The sequence below is a fragment of the Chitinophaga sp. H8 genome, from assembly GCF_040567655.1.
In the GTDB taxonomy this organism is placed as follows: domain Bacteria; phylum Bacteroidota; class Bacteroidia; order Chitinophagales; family Chitinophagaceae; genus Chitinophaga; species Chitinophaga defluvii.
In genome coordinates this window covers 756,767-777,247 of the sequence record NZ_JBEXAC010000002.1, presented here as the reverse complement: position 1 = coordinate 777,247, position 20,481 = coordinate 756,767, and the positions used below count along the sequence as shown (strand labels likewise).

The following is a 20,481-nucleotide window of genomic DNA, read 5'->3' as shown; positions in this document are numbered from 1 at the left end:
ACGGTTTCGGGTAAGCCTGTTAAAAAGGATGACTGGGTGATGAATAGCTATGCGGTTGTGTGCAAACAACCTGCAATGCCAAAGATACTGCCCACGCAGGAAAGTAGTTGAATATCAGGATTAATAGCTGAATGGCTGCGCGTAAATGACCTGCAACAGGGTTTGTCCTACTGCATGCAGGGTTTTTTTATCAATGACGCTCATGTTATCGTTTTGTGTATGCCAGTGAGGAACAAAATTACCATTGGCCTGTAATGCAATCACATCAAACGTAGGGATATTGGCGATTGTATTGATGTATACATGATCATCTGTAATACCCGCCCCATTATTTTCATACCGGAAATAATCAGAAAAGCCCAGTTTGTTGCCTGCATCCCAAAACATTTTCATAGGACCATAAGCATATTGTTTGGAGATGCTTTCCATATAAAACTGGGAGCCCCGGCCACCCACCATATCCAGCAGAATACCGTAATTGGCTTTGTAACCTTTTATGTGTGGGTTTTTAGCCCAGTATTGTGTGCCCAGGCAGAAGCTGTTTTCTTCTTCAGTGATTCCATAGTCTTCTACATCAGTGAGCAAAATATCTATACCTGTACCGGGTTTTTGCAAATGAAATTGCCGGGCAGCTTCCAGCAATACCCCCACGCCGCTGGCGCCGTCATCAGCACCATCCAGCTTTCCTTTTTTATCAAAAGCATCCTGGTCAGCATGAGGGCGGGTGTCCCAATGTGCCAGCAGTAAAATGCGTTGTTTGGCAGCAGGGTTAAAGCTGGCGATGATATTGATGCAGGGTAAAGCCTGTTTATGCGGTCCCTGAACTGTAACCCGCTGTACAAATACAGTATCTGCAAAACCCCGGAGTGTTTGGATCAGCCAGTTACTGCATTGCTGCTGGGCTGGTGTATTGGCAATACGGGGGCCAAAAGCCACCTGCTTTTCTGTATAGGCAAATGCAGAATCAGCCTGAAAAACAGGCACACTTACCTGACTCACCTGTTGATCTTTTGTAGCATCTTCTGATTGTTCCGTTGATTTTCCTTTTTCCTGGCAGGCACTGAACAGAAAAGCAACACCCGCAATAATTCCCCAAACTTTATGCATGCTCTTTTTGATGATTTATACTTCACCGTAAAGGTAAATGTTATGAATACAGCTCCCTGGCCTGGTGATTGACTACCCTGTTATAAACGGCCGTTATTGAACGCTGTAAGTAACAGAGCCATCCTTTTCGTCCTTCAGCTGAATACCTATGCTGAGCAGCTGATTACGGATCTTGTCGGAAGTGGCATAATCTTTCCGGCCTTTGGCTTCCTTACGCATGTCTATCAACAATTGCAGCACCCCATCCAGTTTGTTGTCATCGCCCGCCAGTAATTCCTGCTGTATGCCTAAGATATCTACCAGGTAGGTTTTCCAGGTTTGCTGTAACAGTTGGAACGTAGCCTCACTGATTTCATGCATTTTTACCTGACCACCTTTCAAAGAATTGATTACAGGCGCCAATTCAAATAGGTTAGCCATTACTTTGGCGGTATTGAAGTCATCGCTGATAAACTCGTCACACTCGTTGCACCATTGGCGTACCTGGGTATCCAGTTCTTCATTAACAGTTTGTCCATTGGCAGCGGTATAAGTGAGTTTCTGCAATACTTCATACGCTGCCCAGAGGCGTTGCAATCCTTTTTCCGCTGCCTGTAAGGCTTCATTAGAAAAATCCAATGTACCCCTGTACTGCGTTTGCAGCACAAAAAACCGGATGGTCATAGGACTGTATGGCTTTTCCAGTAAAGGATGTGAGCCGGTAAACAGCTCGGTAAGCTTAATCGTGTTATTGTAAGCTTTACCCATTTTACGGCCGTTAATGGTGATCATGTTATTATGCATCCAGTAGCGGGCCATCATTTCACCGTGGGCAACTTCACTTTGTGCTATTTCGCATTCGTGATGGGGGAACTGAAGGTCCATGCCACCGCCGTGAATATCAAACTGGTGTCCCAGATATTTGCTGCTCATGGCAGAACATTCGATATGCCATCCGGGAAACCCTTCCCCCCAGGGGCTGGGCCACCGCATCAGGTGTTCCGGCGGGGCTTTTTTCCATAGAGCAAAGTCTACTTTGTTACGCTTCTCTCCCTGATTTTCCAGTTCCCGGGTAGTTTCCAGCATATCTTCCAGAATACGGCCGCTTAAAATGCCGTATTCATAATTCTCTGCATACTTTTTCACATCAAAATATACGCTGCCGTTTACTTCGTAAGCATACCCCTTATCGATGATCTTTTTGATCATTTCTATCTGCTCTACAATGTGGCCGGTAGCAGTAGGTTCTATACTTGGTTCCAGGCAGTTGAACTGCAACATCGCCCAATGGTACAGGTTGGTATATTTTTGTACGAGTTCCATGGGTTCCAGCTTTTCCAGCAGGGCGCCTTTGGCAATTTTATCTTCTGCTGCACGGCCTTCTTCTTCAAAGTGGCCGGCATCGGTGATATTACGGACATAGCGCACTTTGTAGCCGAGATGCAGCAGATAGCGATACACCACATCAAAAGTGATATATGGACGGGCATGGCCCAGATGTGACTCACCAGATACAGTAGGTCCGCACACATACATGCCTACATGGCCCGGGAACAGGGGCGTAAATACTTCTTTTTGCCGGTGTAGAGAGTTGTATATCTTTAATTCTGACATATGCTATGATTTCGAAAATCCGTATCGGCAGGGCCGCTGCCGAAATTCGATTTTTTTAGTTGGATTGCAAAGATAATTATAAAATGTGCGCCAGCATATCAGTTGTCATTTGCTTACCTCTACCTGTGCTTTAGCACTTCCACTGGTACTTAGATTAACCATTACAGGGTAATGGTCCGACAGATCAGAGTTGATCTTACGGAAACTGTTGACCCGGAAGCCCGGATCTACAAAAATGTAGTCAATCCGCAGGGTAGGGGCCAGCCCGCCAAAAGTACGGCCTATGCCACTGCCTTTCTTCAAAAAAGCATCCTGCAGCTGCCCCTTGATCGTAAAGTAGGTATAAGAGGCAGGGGTATCATTAAAATCGCCGCAAACGATCACAGGATAGGGGCTTTGTTTAATAAAATCACCTACAATGTCTGCCTGCTGACTACGCCGGATATAAGCATCCCGCATTTTTTGTACGATGCCTTTTGTGGCTACCAGGCCGGTATCTTCCTGCTTTTTGATCTTTTCGATGGAATAATAGTCTTTTTGATTAAAGCGGTAAGATTCCAGGTGCATGTTAATGATACGGATGGTATCCCCATTCCTTACAATGTCTGCATAAATCAGGCTTTCACTTTTAGGGCCAGCCGACATTTTGACCTTGTCGGCGGCAATAATAGGATACCGGGAGAAAATAATGGATCCCCAGTGTTGCATACCATCCCGGTTAAAATCGCTGGAGAAGTACCGGTAGGGCAGCTGCATTTCCCGGGAGATGTCTTCCCGGTTATTAAAATCATTCTTTTTCTCAGAAGTATAGAAGTCCTGGAAGCAGGCGATATCCAGTTGTTGTTTTTTTATCAGTGCAAACATGGCCTGCCGGGTATATTTGCTGTCTTTTTCCCGGTAAAGCCCGAACTGGCTTACATTGTAGCTCATCACATTCAGGTTGTCCGGGTTGTTGACTACCTGCTTGTCGGTAGCAGGCATGTTGAAGGCAATAAAGGAACTGATGGATTTCCAGCCCAGCAGCAAGGCGATGAGCGGCAGCAGGGCATACCGGTAATCAAAAACGAGCCAGCAGATGAAAAACAATACCAGCAGCAGCAGCAGAAAGGGAAAACCCAGTGTGATGAAGCTGATAGGCCAGAAGTAAGATGGTGATAAATAGGGAGCCAGGCAGGCTACCAGGAAAAGTAGAACTACCCCAAAGTTTACAGTCAAGAAAAACCCTTTTGTAAATAGCCGCAAAAATTTCACTGGTACGCCCTTTTTGAATAGCTAAAGTTAATGGTTAAGAATGAAAGATGCGAGTGGGTATCACCTGGTCGTTATTTAAGTGACAAGTTGGCCATAATCGGGAAATGCTCAAAGAAGGGTTGTTTATAAATCTGAAAGCCGTTGATGTTAAAATTATCCTGTGTTAAAATGTAGTCAATCCGCAGGGTAGGAGAAAGAAATGACAAGGTTCGGCCCAGTCCCCAGCTGGTTTCCAGGAAGGTATCTTTTAAATTACGGCTCAGGGTATTGTAGGTATAAGAAACCGGAGTATCATTAAAGTCGCCGCAGATAACAGTAGCATAGGGGCTTTCGCTTGCCAGGCGGGAAAGTGCTTCTGCCTGGGTGGCCCTGCTGCTGAAGGTGCGCCGCATTTTCTTTATTACCTGACCCAACCCCGAAAGGCTGAAGCTGGCCTTGTTTTTTAAATTACCCAGATGATTATAATCATTTCCATTAAACATATAAGATTGTAGCTGCGCCGTAATAATGCGTACGGTATCTTTCCCGATCAACACGTCTGCCTGCAGAAAACTGCTGCCGCTTCCTGCCGGGCTGTAGCCGCAGGGGATCTTATGGGCATCCACTACCGGGTACCTGGAAAACAGGGCAATACCAAAATGCCAGGTATTCCATTGTGTTTTATCACAGGTGAAATAGAAGTGGGGGTAGTTGAGATTTTGGCGGATGTGGTTCAGGTTATCTACCAGTTTGGGATTGTCATTCGTATAAAACTCCTGCAGACACAGGATATCCGGACTGGCTACTTTGAGTACGCTGTCTATTTCCTTACTAAGGGTTTGATCTGCGCTGTAAGACTTTAACCCCATACTGCTGGTATTAAAGCTCATGAGGGTAAAATGGGAAGCCGCTTTTTTACTGGCAGCAGGTGAACGGAAGTTAGTGCCAAAGGAATGCCTGATGGCGTTGATGCATAATAATATACCTGCTATAGAAAACCAGTAATAAGGCTTTTTATAAAAGAGCCATATAGGAATGTAAATCAGGCAAAGACTGCAGAAGATGGGAAAAAACAGGCCTGCAAAACCGCTGAGCCAAAGACTTTGGGGAGAGAGTTTTGGAAGCCAGGTGGATAATAAAAGGGCAATGACCAGGATGATATTGCTCCACAATAACAAACGTCGGATGATTACTTTTAATACTGTCATGGAATCAGGGGTAAATAGGTAAAAAAGGCCCCTAATATAGCATAAAAGTGCATTATCCTCAACGGATTTATATAAATGGAAGGTACAATTACTGTACTTCTTTACTGGCTTTCAGCAGGATATCTCTTTCTTCAGGCGTAAGTGATTTGATGCCTTTTTCATTGATCTTGTCCAGGATCTCATTGATCACCTGTTCAGGGATGTCTGCGATCTTCTTATGTTCAGTAGCCGTGAGTACAGGTTGGAAGATCGTTTGTAGCTGGTCCGGATCCATTTGCTGATCGGCGGGGTGAAAAAGATGGGTAGCTTTAAAAGTGAGTTTGTTTAATCCTTTGCCCCAGTCGCGGCCCCGTTTCCATTGCTGTATAAACAACAGGCCAAACAAGCCTCCACCCAGCAGCAGGGGATAAAAGGTATTATTGTGCAGGGAAAATATATGTGAATAAATATGCAGTCCTGTAAAGATCACAGTAATCACCCAGAGCGGTATCCCCCCACTCAGTAATGGAAAGAGCCGGTATTTGGGAGCCAGGGCGGTAGCCGCAATAGCCAGTGCCATTACACTGGCAGAAGCTCCCATAGCAGCAGCATTAGGTATTAATTGATGGAAGGATGGAATGGCCTGCATGCCCAGTACATAAAAAACAGCACCGCTGATACCTCCAAAAAGATATACCGGTAATATGCGCTGATGGCCAGCCAGGTTTTGAAGAATACTGCCAAAGCACCACAGCCAGACCATATTGCTGAATATCTGCCAGAAATAAAAGTGAGTGAACATAGACGTAATCAATGTCCACGGACGGGTAAGCAGTTTGGCGGGACCGGCTGGCAGCATAATCCAGCTCATAATGTCTTTTTCAAACTGGGGTGTTTTAAGACCCTCCATATTGTAAAGCACCCAGGTAAACAATAGCAGCACATAAATCGTCAGATTTACCACAAGAATCTGGGTAACCATGTTTCTTTCTTCCCCCAGCGATAAACGGGGTATGCGCTCTCTTTCAACTGCATGCATAAAACCTGACTTTTACTACTACAAAGATAAGCCAATAATGACTCATGATAAATGCTCCAACCGGCATTTTAATAAAAATGCGACCTGTTTCGTTTGTTCCATACTTTCAGCAGCAGGTAGCTGAACAACACACCGCCCAGGTGCGCAAAATGCGCTACATTATCGCCTGCTGAATTTTGAAAACCAGAGACTAACTCCATAACGATCAGGAAGCCCACCACATATTTTGCCTTGATGGGAAACAGAAAATAGATGTACAGGAGCGTATTGGGGAACAAATAACCAAACCCAAATAATATGCCATATACCGCTCCGGATGCGCCTAAGGTGGCGGTATCACGGTACTTGCCCAGGAATTCCTGTAAAAATATTTTAGCGGTCTGTACTACCTGTTCATTGTCCGGATATTGACGGAGGGCATTGAGCAACCCATCTACATTATATACGCCTGAGTTAAGGTCATACTTGCGGTCAATCAGTGCAAAATTGCCATAAGTTGGATCGGCCAGGAAGGTATGGATGTCTTTGGCGATATTGATATTCTCGTATGTAAGTACAGACATATGGCAGAGTGCTGCCCCTAATCCGCAGATCATATAAAAGATGAGGAACCTTTTGGGGCCCCACACATTTTCGAGGGTAGCACCAAACATCCAGAGCGTAAACATGTTCATGAACAGGTGGCCAAAAGAGCCATGCATAAACAGGTGCGTAATAAACTGATGCGGCCTGAACAGATCTGATCCCCAGTAATGGAGCGCAAAGAGGTCTGTTATCTTATTACCCATGGTAGCTTCCAGCGTGTTTTGCGCCAGAAATACCAAGCCATTGATGATAAGCAGGTTCTTGATCACCAGGGGGAGTATCTCAAATCTTCCGGGCCTGAATTCGTTCATTTTATAGTAGTTTAAATAAGCTGTTAGCTTTTAGCTCTTAGCCTTTAGCTTCCTGTATTATATTGTAGACCATGATTTACAAAAGCTAACAGCTAATGGCTAACAGCTAAAAGCTTTTTTTTAAGCAACACCACATTTTCAATATGATGCGTATGCGGAAACATATCTACCGGCTGTACTTTTTCCACTGTATAAAGTGCATCCAGCAAGGCCAGGTCCCTGGCTTGTGTAGCAGGGTTACAGCTAACATACACAATTTTTGGTGCCGCAATCTGTAAAAGTTTGCTGACCAGCTTTTCGTGCATACCTGCCCGTGGAGGATCAGTAATCACCACATCCGGTTGTCCATGCTGTTCAAAAAATGCATCATCACAAATATCGATTACATCACCTGCAAAAAAATGTGCATTCTGTACATTATTGCGGGCAGCATTTTCCTTAGCATCATCAATGGCTTCCCGGATCAGTTCAATACCCACTATTTTCTTCGCCTGAGGCGATACAAAGATGCCAATGCTTCCGGTACCACAGTACAGGTCATATACAATTTCCGTTCCTGTTAGTCCGGCAAACTCCCGGGTTACCTGGTATAGTACCTCTCCCTGGTAAGTATTGGTTTGGAAGAAGGATTTGGGGCCTATCTTAAAAACAAAATCCTCCAGTTTCTCTTCCACATAGCCTTTGCCATAGTACACTTTAGGTTCCAGGTCAAAGATAGTATCATTCTTCTTAGGATTGATCGTATATACAAGGGTGGTAATAGCAGGTACTGTTTTCAGCAGATGCTGCAGGAGCGCTTCCCGGTTCTTTTTGTTTTCATGATGGATGACCAGGTTTACCATGATCTCTCCGGTAGTACAGATCCTGACCACCATATTCCGCAGCCAGCCTTCCTGTGCGCGGATATCGTAAAACGATAGCCCATGTGCCAACGCATACTCCCGTACGGTGTTTTTGATCAGGTTAACCGGTTCTTCCTGCAGGTAGCAGGTATTAATATCAAGCACCTTATCAAATAGTTTGGGTACATGAAAGCCCAGGGCATTCCTTTCCAGTACTACTCCTTCATTGTCTTTGATTTCTTCTGCAGTAAGGTAGGCCCTGTTGCTGAAAGTGAATTCCAGCTTATTCCGGTAATGTATCGTATGCCGGGAGCCTTTTATAGGGTCCATAGCAGGCAAAGCCAGTTTGCCTATTCTTTGCAGGTGATCGGCCACCTGTTGCTGTTTGTATTCCAGTTGCAGGGAGTAGGGTAGCATCTGCCATTTACAACCGCCACAGGTGCCAAAATGTTCACAAAATGGTTCCGCACGCTTATCCGAATAAGTGTGAATATGGATAGCCCTGCCTTCAGCCCAGTCTTTCTTATTTTTACTCAGGCGAATGTCTACCACATCACCGGGCACTACACCCCCTTCAATAAATATTACTTTACCGTCGTGCCGCGCCAGGGCTTTACCTTCAGCTGCATAGCCACTCACGGGTATTTTTTCTAAAACAACGTTTTTTTTCCTCACGGCTGCAAAGGTAATGATTAGCTTTGAGGTGTTACCTTATACATAAGATTTTACATTTTACGTTTTGTATTATACTTTTACATACTATTTAAAAGCCTATGCAGAAACTATTATTGCTTATTGCAGGTATTTGTTGTCAGTTGCACCTGCAGGCACAGGGTTATCAGATCACCGTTCATTTGAAAGATTATACTGCCGGTAAGTTATTCCTGGCGCATTATATGGGGAAAGGCACCTACCTGGCCGATTCTGCAGAACTGAACAATGCAGGCGTGGCAGTGATGAAAGGGAAGGAACCTTTACCGGGAGGTATTTATATGATTGTACTGCCCGGAAAACAAAAATACTTTGAGCTGTTAATGGATAAACAACAGGTATTTACCGTAAAGGCAGATAGCAGTGACCTGATGGGCAAAACGGTATATACCAATTCTCCGGATAACGACCTTTTTCTCACTTACAATCGTTTCCTGGCACAACAGGACCCGCTGAGCCGTAAAATTCATGCACAGCTGGCAATAGCCAAAACAGCAGAAGATAGCGCCAAGGTGAGGCCGCTGCAGCAGGAGATCAGTAAAAAGATACAGGACTTCCGGACAGACTTTATTGCCAAACATCCCAGGAATATTTTAACCAGCATATTTCAGGCAATGAAAGAACCGGTAGTGCCTGCCCGGCCGGCGGGGGCACCGGACGATTTTGCTTATCGTTACTTCAAATCCCACTATTGGGATGAGGTAAATCTTTCGGATGGCAGACTGGTACGTACGCCTATTCTGGAAGCCAAACTGCAGAAGTATTTCACCCAGCTGGTACCCATGCATCCGGATTCCATTAAAATAGAATGTGACCAGCTGATTGCTAAAACCCGCCAGGATAAGGAAATGTTCAAGTTTGTGCTCTGGTGGCTTACCTATAACTATGAAAGTTCCCAGTATATGGGGATGGATGCCGTCTTTGTTCACCTGGTAGAAAAATACTACGTTCCGGGTGAGGCTTTCTGGCTGAATGACGACCAGTTAAATAAAATCGTTACCAGGGCTTATGCCATTGCTCCCAATCTGATAGGGCAGCAGGCCGCTCCGCTGGAACTGGTAGATACTTTGTCCAAACCTGTTTCGCTGTATAAAATAAAAGGGAAATATACCGTATTGGTATTCTGGGATCCCAGTTGCGGGCATTGTAAGGAAGAAATTCCACGGTTAGACTCTGCCTATAATGCCAGTTGGAAAAATAAAGGGGTGGTGATGCTGGGTATTAAAACAGAAGGTACACAGGAAGAGTGGTTAAGATTTATCAGAGAACATAAAATAACCGGATGGGTGCACGCTTCAGACCCGGAGTCGCGTAGTAATTACCGTCGCCTGTATGATGTCTACAGCACGCCGGTAGTATATCTGCTGGATGAACAAAAGAAGATTGTTGCGAAGCGTTTGGGGGTGTTGCAATTGCAGGAATTTTTGGATAGAATGACCACAACGGGAAACACTGCACATAATAAATAATGCAGGGTTTAGTGCTTTGTAACTTATTTGTAATCAATAAGATGAATGGAATGAACAGGCTTTTGGCATAGTCTTTGAAATTGTAGGGTCGTAACAAAACTATAGGTTATGACTAAAACACTCATCCTTTCATTTGCCGCATTAAGCATTTCATTTGCTGCAATGTCGCAGGCCAGGGTAGGTATTAAAGGCGGGTTAAACCTTTCTAATATTTCTACCGATAATTCTGGCGGCACAATGAACAAGAAAACCCTGCCCGGATATCATATTGGTGTGATCGCAGACTTTCCTTTGTTACCTCAGATCCTGTCTTTCCAACCTGGTGTGTATTATAGCACCAAGGGTACGAAAGATCTGGAAATAGGAGATAAAAACAATCCAACGCTCACCGATCCATACTCTAAAATCACCACTAACCCATCATATATAGATATTCCCCTGAACTTCGTATTTGGAATACCCATTGGAACAGATTCCCGGCTTTTTGCAGGTGTAGGTCCTTATTTTGCTTTTGGGGTAGCTGGTAAGAATAAAACAGAATTTAAAACCAGCCCAAATACGACCATCACTACTTCTACCAGCCTGAAATGGGATGATGATACCCCTTTCAATAATGGGGATGCTAACCAGGGCCGTGATAAGTACAAACGTTTCGACTGGGGTGGTAACCTGATGGTAGGTGCGGAAATACACAATTTCCTGATATCAGCACAATATGGATTGGGTATGGCCAAAGTTTACTCCGGACAAACCAACAGTACCGATGAAAAAGGTAAAAACCGTGTATTCAGCGTATCTGTAGGTTACTTGTTTGGCGGAAAATAGCAGGCTATAGATAAAACAATTACACTTCCATTTTGTAGTATATAAGATTTATCTGTGCACAAATTCAACAGGCAACATTTATAAGGCAAGCAAAAAGTTTCAATATGGCGTCATCGCCTGTATGACGCCATATTATTTAAAAACAAATCCACATACAAACATTAAAAGATGAAAAAGGTATTATTATCTGCTGCTGCGCTGCTTATAGCCAGCCTTTCCTTCGGTCAGGCAAAATGGGGTATAGTAGCCGGCCCGAATTTTTCAAGTATTACCGCCAAGAATTTTACGACGAACGGAAAAGAAACCAGTAAACTGATCACCGGAGTAAGAGCCGGGGTGACAGTAGACATCCCCCTGGCAGAAGAATTTTTTATCGGTACCGGACTACTGTATGCTGGTAAGGGGGGAAAAGATAAAGATAACACCGACTTCAAAACCACTTTGTCTTACTTACAATTGCCGGTAAACTTCATGTTTAAACCTGAAGTAGGTTCTGGTAATATGGTACTGGCAGTAGGGCCTTATTTCGCCTATGGTGTAGGGGGTAAATACAAAGGCAAAATTGGTAGTGTAAACTTCGATACCAACGTTTTTGATGACGGGGTGATGAAGCTGAAACGCTTTGATGCCGGTGCAGGAATCCAGATCGGTTATGAAATGCTGACCGGCCTGTATTTTGGCCTGAACGCAGACCTCGGACTGGTCAATAACCTGGATGATACCAAGAGCAATAATGGTGACCGCAGCTTTAAAAACACTTCTTTTGGTGTTTCCCTGGGTTACAAATTTGGTGGTAAATAAACTAAAGTGTAAAATTTAACCGAATAATAACCGGAAAAAGGTTGTCCGATCAATGGACAACCTTTTTTTATTTTTCAAAACCTTTTATCTTGCTCATACGTTAATACACCTTGCCAGGCAGGCAAATCAATGCCCCTTTATATATAGACCATACCTTTAATCTTGCCACACATATGAGCAATTTTACACGATTGTTTTTTATTTTAATGTTATGTTATGCTACCGCCAATGCCCAGGTAAGTATGGGTATAAGAGGTGGATACACTATTGCCAATCTTCTTTTTGAAGAAAAAAGCCAGCCACTTACAACCAGTACGCCCGGTCAGCTGAACTCCGCTCATGCCGATCTGTTATTAAACATTCCACTGAGAGGCGGATTTTATTTGCAGCCGGTAATCCGGTATGTTACCAAAGGGGCTAATTTTCAGAATAATAATAGTGTTAAGCCAGTGAATGTTTACCTGTCGGCCACCGACAGGATAAAAGTGCATTACCTGGAACTACCGCTTAACCTGGTTTATAAAATCCCTGTAGGCTTTGGAAAGATAACAGTAGGGGCCGGGCCGTATGTAGCTTATGGCATGACAGGCAGATATAATACCGCTATTGAATACAATGGACAAACCATTCAAAAGTCATATCAGAATATTGAATTCAGAGATGGAGATCAGGCGGCAGCTACCAATATGCGGTTACGCAGATGGGAGGGTGGTGCCAATTTTATGATGGGACTGGAGTTCAATAACATGCTGATGCTGGGGGTTAATTACAGTTATGGAATGTCAGATCTGGACAGGACACACGCTACTACTGTCAAAAATCGCTACCTGGGTATTAGCATGGGCTTTTTGCTGAACCGGGAAGATTGGTAACAGCAATTATCTAGCATACAGGGTTCCCTGAAATAATAAACTGCTTCTTCAACAGAGCAGTTTTTTTATGCCCGTTTGATAACGGCACTTGCGAAATATAAATAAATAAAAGTTGATTTTACATATTTTAATTTATGTTTAAGTATATACCTTTGGTAAAATTTTAAAATTCATTACCACATGAAAAAGAATGTATTGTTGGTTATTGCCCTCTTGGGCACCCTATCTACCTATGCCCAAGTGTCTTTTGGTGTTAAAGCTGGTTTCAGCAGTGCTAAAGTAAAATTTGATGTAGATAATGCACCTGCCGGTTTTGACCCAAATGAAGGAATGTCACGTTTACCAGCCTGGCATGCAGGCTTAATTGCGGATATACAGCTGGCGGACAATTTTTACCTGCAACCTGGATTGATGGCAAGTGCTAAGGGGGTAAAATCTAAGTTTGAAGAAACAATAGAAGGTACCAAGGTGTCAATGGAGTCTAAAATTTCTCTGATGTACCTGGAAGTACCGGTTAACTTTTTATACAAACATGAACTGGGAAGCGGCAAAATTTTTGGCGGTTTTGGCCCCTACGTGGCTTATGGTATAGGTGGAAAAGTAAAAACCAAAGCAACTGGTGGTGGAAATAGTGCCAGTGAAGATTACAAAGTGAAATTTGATGGCAAGAAAGATGCTGATCTGCCAGCCAATGACGAAGACCTGCACCTGAAAGGTCTGGATGCCGGTGGTAACTTCATCGTAGGTTACGAACTGAAAAGCGGTCTGTTGCTGAGCGTAAATTATAGCCTGGGTCTGGTAAACACCGATCCTAATGACAATTCCAGCAGCAAGAACAACTACTTCGGTATTAGCTTGGGCTACTTATTAAAAAAGAAATAAAACCAAACCATAACTGAAATATAGTACTGCTCCCGGGCTGGCTCAAAAGGCCGGCCCGTTTTTTTTTAGCTGTTAGTTTTTAGCAGTTAGCTGTTAGCTTAAATGCAGCGGAGAGGAAGTTATACATGTAAAGCCCTAACTGTAGATCAAGCTTAACATGTAAAGCTTTTTCAGGAGAAGACCTCGCTACCTTTCCCTATGCTTGAAGCATGGTTAAAGCATAGTTAAAGCATAGTTAAAGCATAGATAGAGTATGAATAGAGCATAAAAGGCTATGAAATGGGTTTAACAAAACCATCCTGTGGGGCAAAATTACCACACAGGCAACAGATCATTAGCATATAACTATCATTGAACCTTCCGCTGCATTTAAGCTAACAGCTAACTGCTAATAGCTAACAGCTTTCTTCCGCTGCATTGAGCTAAAGGCTAATTGCTAATAGCTAAAAGCTATTTTTTTTCCGCGCGTAGGGGTAAGTTAAATGGCGCCCGTCTTATTAGCATAGTTACAGTTACCTGGCATAGGGAAGGTGCTGTACTACATAGGAAAAGTAATTAAAATGTGTGACAGTTATAGGGATAATGCCACTACGTATCTACGCAATGGCATTTTTTTTTGCCCGTACCTCATCCGAAGATAACTGCTATAAAAAAACGGTGACCCTCATTTAAAGGACCACCGTTTGATATAACCTGATGCGGTGCATTTACACCAGCGATTCTACTACTGTTCTGATCACCTTGGGTTTGCCCAGGGTATAATAGTGCAGCACAGGCACTCCAAATTGTTTAAGTTCTTTAGACTGCTGTATCAGCCATTGTGTACCTACTTCCTCTACTTCTTTATCTGTTTTGCATTTCAGTATTTCATTAGAAAACTCCGTAGGAATATCCACATGGAAAGTACGCGGCAATACAGAAAGCTGTTTTTTGCTGGTAATGGGCTTCAATCCTGGTATGATAGGTACAGTAATACCCATTTCCCGGCATTTGGCTACAAAGTCATAGAATTTCTGGTTGTCAAAAAACATTTGGGTCACGATATAATCTGCTCCGTTTTCCACTTTATGTTTCAGGTGTTCCAGGTCATTTTGCATGTTAGGTGCTTCAAAATGTTTTTCCGGGTATCCGGCCACGCCGATACAAAACCGGGTTTTTAAACCACCTACCAGGTCTTCTTCCAGGTAGATACCATTATTCATATGAGATACCTGTCCTAACAGGTCAATGGCATAGCGGTGACCATTAGGCTCCGGTTCAAAGGAAGACTCGTTTTTAGGAGCGTCCCCCCGCAATACCAGTACATTATCTACTCCCAGAAAGTTCAGGTCAATCAGTGCATTCTCGGTTTCTTCCCGGCTAAAACCACCACAAATGAGGTGAGGAACGGCATCTACATTATAATGGTTCATGATAGCTGCACAAATACCCACCGTGCCGGGGCGTTTGCGAATTTCTACCTTTTCAAAGGCGCCATCTGCCTTTTTCTTGAACATATGCTCACTGCGGTGATAAGTAACGTTGATAAAAGCAGGCTTGAATTCCATCAGCGGATCCAGGTGATCATAGATCGACTCAATACTTTTGCCTTTTAATGGGGGTAATATCTCAAAGGAGATCAGGGTGTCTTTTGCCTGGGCAATATGTTCCGTTACTTTCATGTTAAATAAGTATAAAAGCGGGGCTTGCCTAAAGCCCCTTTTTTGGTTAATGCTGGGCAAAAATAACATATCTGAACATCAATTAATAAATACCTTTAAAATCTTCAGAGAACTATTAACTAGGCTAACTGAATGAATTGCTTATTTTTGCTAAGTTTCAATATATGCAATTAAGAATACATACAGATCAGCTGGTAAAGCGTTATGGCAACAGGACCGTGGTGAACCATGTGTCTGTAGAAGTATCGCAGGGAGAAATTGTAGGGTTGCTGGGGCCTAATGGTGCCGGAAAAACCACTACCTTTTATATGGTGGTAGGCCTCATTAAACCCGATGAGGGTCAGGTATACCTGGGTGATGTGAATATTTCCAAGCTGCCTATGTATAAGCGGGCACAGATGGGTATTGGCTACCTGCCCCAGGAAGCTTCTGTATTCCGGAAGCTGAGCGTGGAAGACAATATTGCGGCTGTGCTGGAGATGACCAAACTGAAAAAAGCAGCCCAAAAGGAGAAACTGGAGTCTTTACTCCATGAGTTCCGGCTGGTGCATGTACGTAAAAGTCCGGGGGATGTACTCAGCGGGGGAGAACGCCGCCGTACAGAGATCGCCCGCGCACTGGCAGTAGACCCCAAGTTTATTTTGCTGGATGAGCCTTTTGCGGGTATTGACCCCATCGCAGTGGAGGATATTCAGGCCATCGTGGCCAAACTCAAGTACAAGAACATCGGTATCCTGATTACGGACCATAACGTACAGGAAACATTATCTATCACGGACAGAGCTTATTTATTGTTTGAAGGTAAGATCCTGAAGTCAGGTTCTGCAGAAGAGCTGGCGGAAGATGAACAAGTGAGAAAAGTGTATCTTGGCCAGAATTTCATTTTGCGCCGTAAAGAGTTTGTGGACGAATCCGCTACTAAACAATAATATTCTACAGCATCCTATATGAGAATTTTAAGTCCTGCAATATCACAATTGGCCAGATTACGGATGGGGCGCATAGCTTATTTTATGCAGTATCCCGTTCAGGTGCAGCAGCAGGTATTTCAAAACCTTATCAGCGGCGGACAGTATACAGAATTTGGTAAACAGCATGGCTTTTCCAAAATTTATAAGATAGACGAATATAAACAGCGGGTACCGGTACACACTTACGAAACCATCCGTCCTTATATCCAAAGGATCATGGAAGGACAACAGAATGTTTTGTGGAATACTCCCATAAAATGGTTTGCTAAATCCAGTGGTACCACCGCCGATAAAAGCAAGTTCATCCCCGTGTCTGTAGAAAGTCTGGATGAATGTCATTACCGCTCCGGCAGGGATGTGCTTTCGCTGTACTACAATAATTTCCCCGATTCTGACCTGCTTACCGGCAAATCGCTGGTAATCGGTGGCAGCCACCAGGTAAATAAGTTGTCGGAAGACAGTGATTCCTACTATGGCGACCTCAGCGCTATCATGCTGCAGAATATGCCCTTCTATGGCAATATGATCCGTACGCCCGACCTTTCTATTGCCCTGATGGACGAATGGGAAGAGAAGATTGAACGGATGGCCAATGCCGTGATCCATGAAAATGTAACTTCTATTGCAGGGGTACCTACCTGGACCATCGTGCTGATCAAACGCATCTTTGAACTTACCGGCACAGATAACCTGGCAGACGTATGGCCCGACCTGGAACTGTATATGCACGGAGGGGTGAGTTTTACACCCTACCGGGAGCAGTTTAAAAAACTGATCCGCAAGCCTATCATGTTTTACCAGGAAACCTACAACGCTTCCGAAGGCTTTTTTGCAGCACAGGATGTGATAGGTGAAGAAGGATTGTTGTTATTCCTCAACCATGGCATCTTCTATGAATTTATGCCTATGGAAGAGCTGGGGAAAGAAAATCCACATACCCTGCAGCTGCAGGAAGTGGAACTGGGTAAGAACTATGCATTGGTGATCAGCACTAATGGTGGATTATGGCGTTATATGGTAGGGGATACCATACAATTTGTATCCCTCTCCCCCTTCCGTATCAAAGTAAGCGGCCGTACCAAATCATTTATCAATGCTTTTGGAGAAGAGGTGATTGTAGAAAATTCTGATCAGGCTATTGCAAAGGCATGTGAAGCTACCGGAGCTGTGGTGAATGATTATACCGCCGCACCGGTATATTTCAGTGATGCCGGTAATGGCAGTCATGAATGGTTGGTAGAATTTGAAGTAGCACCGGATGATCTTAATAAATTCATTACCGTACTTGACCAGACCTTGAAAGTAATCAACTCGGATTACGAGGCCAAGCGGCATAAAGATATAGCCCTGCGTATGCCAACAGTACATGTACTGGCCAGCGGTACTTTTTGTGAATGGCTGAAAAGCAAAGGCAAGCTGGGGGGGCAGCATAAAGTGCCGCGCCTGAATAATGACCGGCAATATGTGGAGGAGATCCTTAAATTTATTGCGTCAACGAAATAATCTATCTATTACCTACAAATAACTATTGATCAAAACATGAAATTACTGGATAACAAAGTAGCGATTGTAACAGGGGCCAGCCGTGGAATTGGAGAGGCCATTGCTTTAAAGTTTGCTGAACAGGGTGCACATGTAGCTTTTACGTATGTTAGTTCTGATGAAAAGGCAAAAGTGCTGGAAGAAAAATTAAAAGCACTGGGCGTTAAGGCCAAAGCCTATAAATCCAATGCAGGCATCTATGAAGATTGCGAAACTTTGGTAGCCGAGGTTTTAAAAGAGTTTGGTGCAGTAGATATTTGTGTAAACAATGCCGGTATCTCTAAAGATAACCTGCTGTTACGCATGAGCCCGGACCAGTGGGATGATGTAATGGACATTAACCTGAAGAGTGTGTACAACATGACCAAACAGGTGATCCGTCCTATGATGAAAGCCAAGAATGGTACCATCATTAATATGAGTTCTATTATCGGAATGAAAGGCAATGCCGGCCAGAGCAGCTACGCTGCTTCTAAAGCAGGGATTATCGGATTTACAAAATCCATTGCCCAGGAGCTGGGTAGCCGTAATATCCGTTGCAATGCAGTAGCTCCCGGATTTGTGGAAACAGATATGACGCATTACCTGAAAGACGGAGAAGGCGCCAAGGCCTATATCGATAAAATTCCTTTGGCCCGTTTTGGCTCACCGGAAGATATCGCAAATGTATGTTTGTTCCTGGCGTCTGATATGAGCGCATATGTAACCGGTCAGGTAATCAGCGCCTGCGGTGGATTAAACACATAAGCAGCAAAAATATTCCTGATACAAAAGGTTGTCTCTTTCACGGGGCAACCTTTTTTTTGCGGGTACCCGGAGTAAGATGACGCCTCCTGCTGCGGATGATACCAGGCGAGAAGACAATGTGCCAGCCGATGGATTCACAGCAAGATATCTATGGCGTTATTTTTTACTATTAATGAAAAGGAAGAAGTGTATAAATATTTGTTCATTGCATTGACGCCAAATGTAATATATTGGGCGACTAACTTTTTAGGGTATATCGTACTTGGAGCAGTTTGTTAATATTAAGGAGCAGAAATTACAGGCTTTTGAAGTGTTGTTCAAAAAGCACTATGCCGCCCTCTGCACTCATGCCCACAGCTTTTTAAACAGGCATGAACTGGCGGAAGAGGTGGTGCAGGATACCTTTTTGAAGATATGGGAAAAGTTTGATGAGCTGCATATTATGGTATCTGAAAAAGCATACCTGTACCGGGCGGTGCAAAATAATTGCCTGAATTATTTAAAACAGGCCAAAGTAAAACTGCAGTACGGAGAAGAGCTGCTGCAACAGCTGGAATCCCGCATTACTTTGATGGAACTTCCGTCTGCACATTCACCGGTAGATAAATTATTGCACCACGAATTGGAACAGCTTACGGAACAAGCGATTGGCAAACTGCCGGCACAATGCCAGGCCGTGTTCCGGTTAAGCCGCTTTGAAGAAATGAGTTACCCCCAAATTGCCAGCCAGCTGGACATTTCCATCAATACAGTAAAGACCCAGATGGCCCGTGCGCTCCATAAACTCCGGGAGGAATTACTGCCTTTGTTAAAATAATTTTAATTTTTTTTTACGGTTTGTCACCCTGTTGCCTTTAGTCTGTTGTCTTAGTAAAAGAGCTTATCTTTTTTATGGAACATAGTCATTCCCAGGAGTACATAGATGATCTGATCATCCGTTTTTTATCCGGCCAGGTAAGCCGGAAGGAACAGGATGAACTGGAGGCGTGGGTAGCTGCCGATGTAGCTAATCACCAGTACTTTGTGGGATTGAGAGATGCCTGGCAGGTAGCGGTAGCGCCGGCCGATGCAGCTGCACAATACCCGGCAGGGGATGCATGGAATAAATTATCTGCCGGTCTGCAAAGTGATGTGGAAGAGGATGCACTGGTAATAGCACACCAGTCCAGTCGCTGGAAAACTTTTCTGCGGATGGCCGCCATGTTTATATTGCCTTTGGTAATAGGCGGCGGAATTGTGTATGCCTGGATGTTCGCCAAAAAAGGAGGCAGTAATCAGCAAATGGTTACGATCACCAGCCCCAAAGGAGCTACTACACAAATAGAACTGTCTGATGGTACGCAGGTATGGCTCAATGCCGGCAGTAAGCTGCAATACAGCCAGGCCTACAATACCACCACACGGGAAGTGAAACTGGAAGGAGAGGCCTTTTTTGATGTAAAAACCAATGCTGCCAAACCCTTTACCGTTAATGCCGCCGACCTGGAAATCCAGGCGCTGGGCACTTCCTTTAATGTAAAAGCATATCCTGAAGATAAAACCGTTGTAACCACACTGGTAGAAGGGGTGGTGAAAATTAATGGCTCGCAGGAGGCTAAGGCGTTTAGCCTGCTGCTCAAGCCCAACCAAAATGTGACCTACCACAAAACGATTCCGGTAAAAGCGAAAGTCCAGCCGCTGGCTGGAGAAGAAGAAGCTCCGGTAGAAAGCAGGGAAGTGAAGAACACCGCCGTTTATACTGCCTGGAAAGATGGTAACTGGATCGTCAATGCCCAGTCCATGGAAGAGCTGGCGATAACAATGGAACGCCGGTTTAATGTAAGCGTGGTGTTTAAAGATGAGCTGCTGAAACGCTACAAGTTCAGTGGCACCTTTACCCAGGAAACACTGGAACAGGTGTTAAATATATTGAAACTGACAGCGCCGTTGCGCTATACTATAGATCATGGTACCGTAACGCTGGAACTGGATAAAGAACTAAAAGAAAAGTATGCAAATGCTTTACCCTCCGGTAACCAATAATCACTTGTTATTTTAACTTTTTTGAATCACTTGTAAGGAGAGGGAAATCGCTTGTTACTTAACTTTTTAGCAGCACTTGTTAAA

General features: G+C 44.0%; 18 protein-coding genes. 10 read left to right on the top strand and 8 right to left on the bottom strand.

The window, feature by feature from the left end:
- Positions 1–120: 120 nt before the first annotated feature.
- The 7 genes from ABR189_RS17005 to rlmD all read right to left on the bottom strand — a co-directional run bounded on the left by ABR189_RS17005 (position 121) and on the right by rlmD (position 8,569).
- Entirely contained in the window at positions 121–1,107 is a 987-nt protein-coding gene (locus tag ABR189_RS17005) for a M28 family peptidase (RefSeq protein WP_354661655.1), read from the bottom strand.
- A gap of 93 nt (positions 1,108–1,200) precedes the next feature.
- Positions 1,201–2,700 carry a cysteine--tRNA ligase gene (gene cysS / locus ABR189_RS17000; RefSeq protein WP_354661654.1) on the bottom strand — a complete coding sequence of 500 codons (1,500 nt, stop codon included), beginning with the start codon at positions 2,698–2,700 and terminating at the stop codon, positions 1,201–1,203.
- Between the two features lie 105 nt (positions 2,701–2,805).
- Complete coding sequence (locus ABR189_RS16995) at positions 2,806–3,915, bottom strand: endonuclease/exonuclease/phosphatase family protein (RefSeq protein ID WP_354661653.1); 1,110 nt, start codon at positions 3,913–3,915, stop codon at positions 2,806–2,808.
- A 107-nt stretch (positions 3,916–4,022) separates the two neighbouring features.
- On the bottom strand, positions 4,023–5,138 hold the full coding sequence (locus ABR189_RS16990; protein WP_354661652.1) for an endonuclease/exonuclease/phosphatase family protein: 1,116 nt from the start codon (positions 5,136–5,138) through the stop codon (positions 4,023–4,025).
- A gap of 88 nt (positions 5,139–5,226) precedes the next feature.
- Positions 5,227–6,156 (bottom strand): rhomboid family intramembrane serine protease, encoded by a 930-nt coding sequence (locus ABR189_RS16985; protein ID WP_354661651.1) that lies wholly within the window; start codon positions 6,154–6,156, stop codon positions 5,227–5,229.
- Positions 6,157–6,224: 68 nt separating this feature from the next.
- Positions 6,225–7,052, bottom strand: a complete 828-nt coding sequence (locus ABR189_RS16980; protein ID WP_354661650.1) for a rhomboid family intramembrane serine protease — start codon at positions 7,050–7,052, stop codon at positions 6,225–6,227.
- Between the two features lie 92 nt (positions 7,053–7,144).
- On the bottom strand, positions 7,145–8,569 hold the full coding sequence (rlmD, locus tag ABR189_RS16975) for a 23S rRNA (uracil(1939)-C(5))-methyltransferase RlmD (RefSeq protein WP_354661649.1): 1,425 nt from the start codon (positions 8,567–8,569) through the stop codon (positions 7,145–7,147).
- Between the two features lie 98 nt (positions 8,570–8,667).
- Between rlmD and ABR189_RS16970 the strand changes: the two genes are divergently transcribed.
- The 5 genes from ABR189_RS16970 to ABR189_RS16950 all read left to right on the top strand — a co-directional run bounded on the left by ABR189_RS16970 (position 8,668) and on the right by ABR189_RS16950 (position 13,454).
- Positions 8,668–10,074 carry a redoxin domain-containing protein gene (locus ABR189_RS16970; RefSeq protein ID WP_354661648.1) on the top strand — a complete coding sequence of 469 codons (1,407 nt, stop codon included), beginning with the start codon at positions 8,668–8,670 and terminating at the stop codon, positions 10,072–10,074.
- A gap of 108 nt (positions 10,075–10,182) precedes the next feature.
- On the top strand, positions 10,183–10,899 hold the full coding sequence (locus ABR189_RS16965; RefSeq protein ID WP_354661647.1) for a porin family protein: 717 nt from the start codon (positions 10,183–10,185) through the stop codon (positions 10,897–10,899).
- A 168-nt stretch (positions 10,900–11,067) separates the two neighbouring features.
- A complete protein-coding gene (locus ABR189_RS16960; protein ID WP_354661646.1) occupies positions 11,068–11,700 on the top strand; it encodes a porin family protein in 633 nt (210 codons plus the stop codon).
- Positions 11,701–11,873: 173 nt separating this feature from the next.
- Positions 11,874–12,572: a porin family protein gene (locus tag ABR189_RS16955; protein ID WP_354661645.1), complete on the top strand. Its 699-nt coding sequence runs from the start codon at positions 11,874–11,876 to the stop codon at positions 12,570–12,572.
- A 180-nt stretch (positions 12,573–12,752) separates the two neighbouring features.
- On the top strand, positions 12,753–13,454 hold the full coding sequence (locus ABR189_RS16950) for a porin family protein (protein WP_354661644.1): 702 nt from the start codon (positions 12,753–12,755) through the stop codon (positions 13,452–13,454).
- Between the two features lie 707 nt (positions 13,455–14,161).
- Here ABR189_RS16950 and metF read toward each other — a convergent pair.
- Positions 14,162–15,115 carry a methylenetetrahydrofolate reductase [NAD(P)H] gene (gene metF, locus ABR189_RS16945; RefSeq protein ID WP_354661643.1) on the bottom strand — a complete coding sequence of 318 codons (954 nt, stop codon included), beginning with the start codon at positions 15,113–15,115 and terminating at the stop codon, positions 14,162–14,164.
- Positions 15,116–15,279: 164 nt separating this feature from the next.
- On the opposite strand from metF, the gene lptB reads away from it, so the two are divergent.
- From lptB to ABR189_RS16920, 5 genes are all read left to right on the top strand, one after another.
- Entirely contained in the window at positions 15,280–16,044 is a 765-nt protein-coding gene (gene lptB / locus ABR189_RS16940; protein ID WP_354661642.1) for an LPS export ABC transporter ATP-binding protein, read from the top strand.
- Between the two features lie 18 nt (positions 16,045–16,062).
- Entirely contained in the window at positions 16,063–17,589 is a 1,527-nt protein-coding gene (locus ABR189_RS16935; protein ID WP_354661641.1) for a GH3 auxin-responsive promoter family protein, read from the top strand.
- A 36-nt stretch (positions 17,590–17,625) separates the two neighbouring features.
- A complete protein-coding gene (gene fabG / locus ABR189_RS16930) occupies positions 17,626–18,375 on the top strand; it encodes a 3-oxoacyl-[acyl-carrier-protein] reductase (RefSeq protein WP_354661640.1) in 750 nt (249 codons plus the stop codon).
- A 262-nt stretch (positions 18,376–18,637) separates the two neighbouring features.
- Positions 18,638–19,192: an RNA polymerase sigma-70 factor gene (locus ABR189_RS16925; RefSeq protein WP_354661639.1), complete on the top strand. Its 555-nt coding sequence runs from the start codon at positions 18,638–18,640 to the stop codon at positions 19,190–19,192.
- Positions 19,193–19,266: 74 nt separating this feature from the next.
- Positions 19,267–20,397, top strand: coding sequence for a FecR family protein (locus ABR189_RS16920; protein WP_354661638.1), 1,131 nt, complete (start codon positions 19,267–19,269; stop codon positions 20,395–20,397).
- Positions 20,398–20,481: the final 84 nt, after the last annotated feature.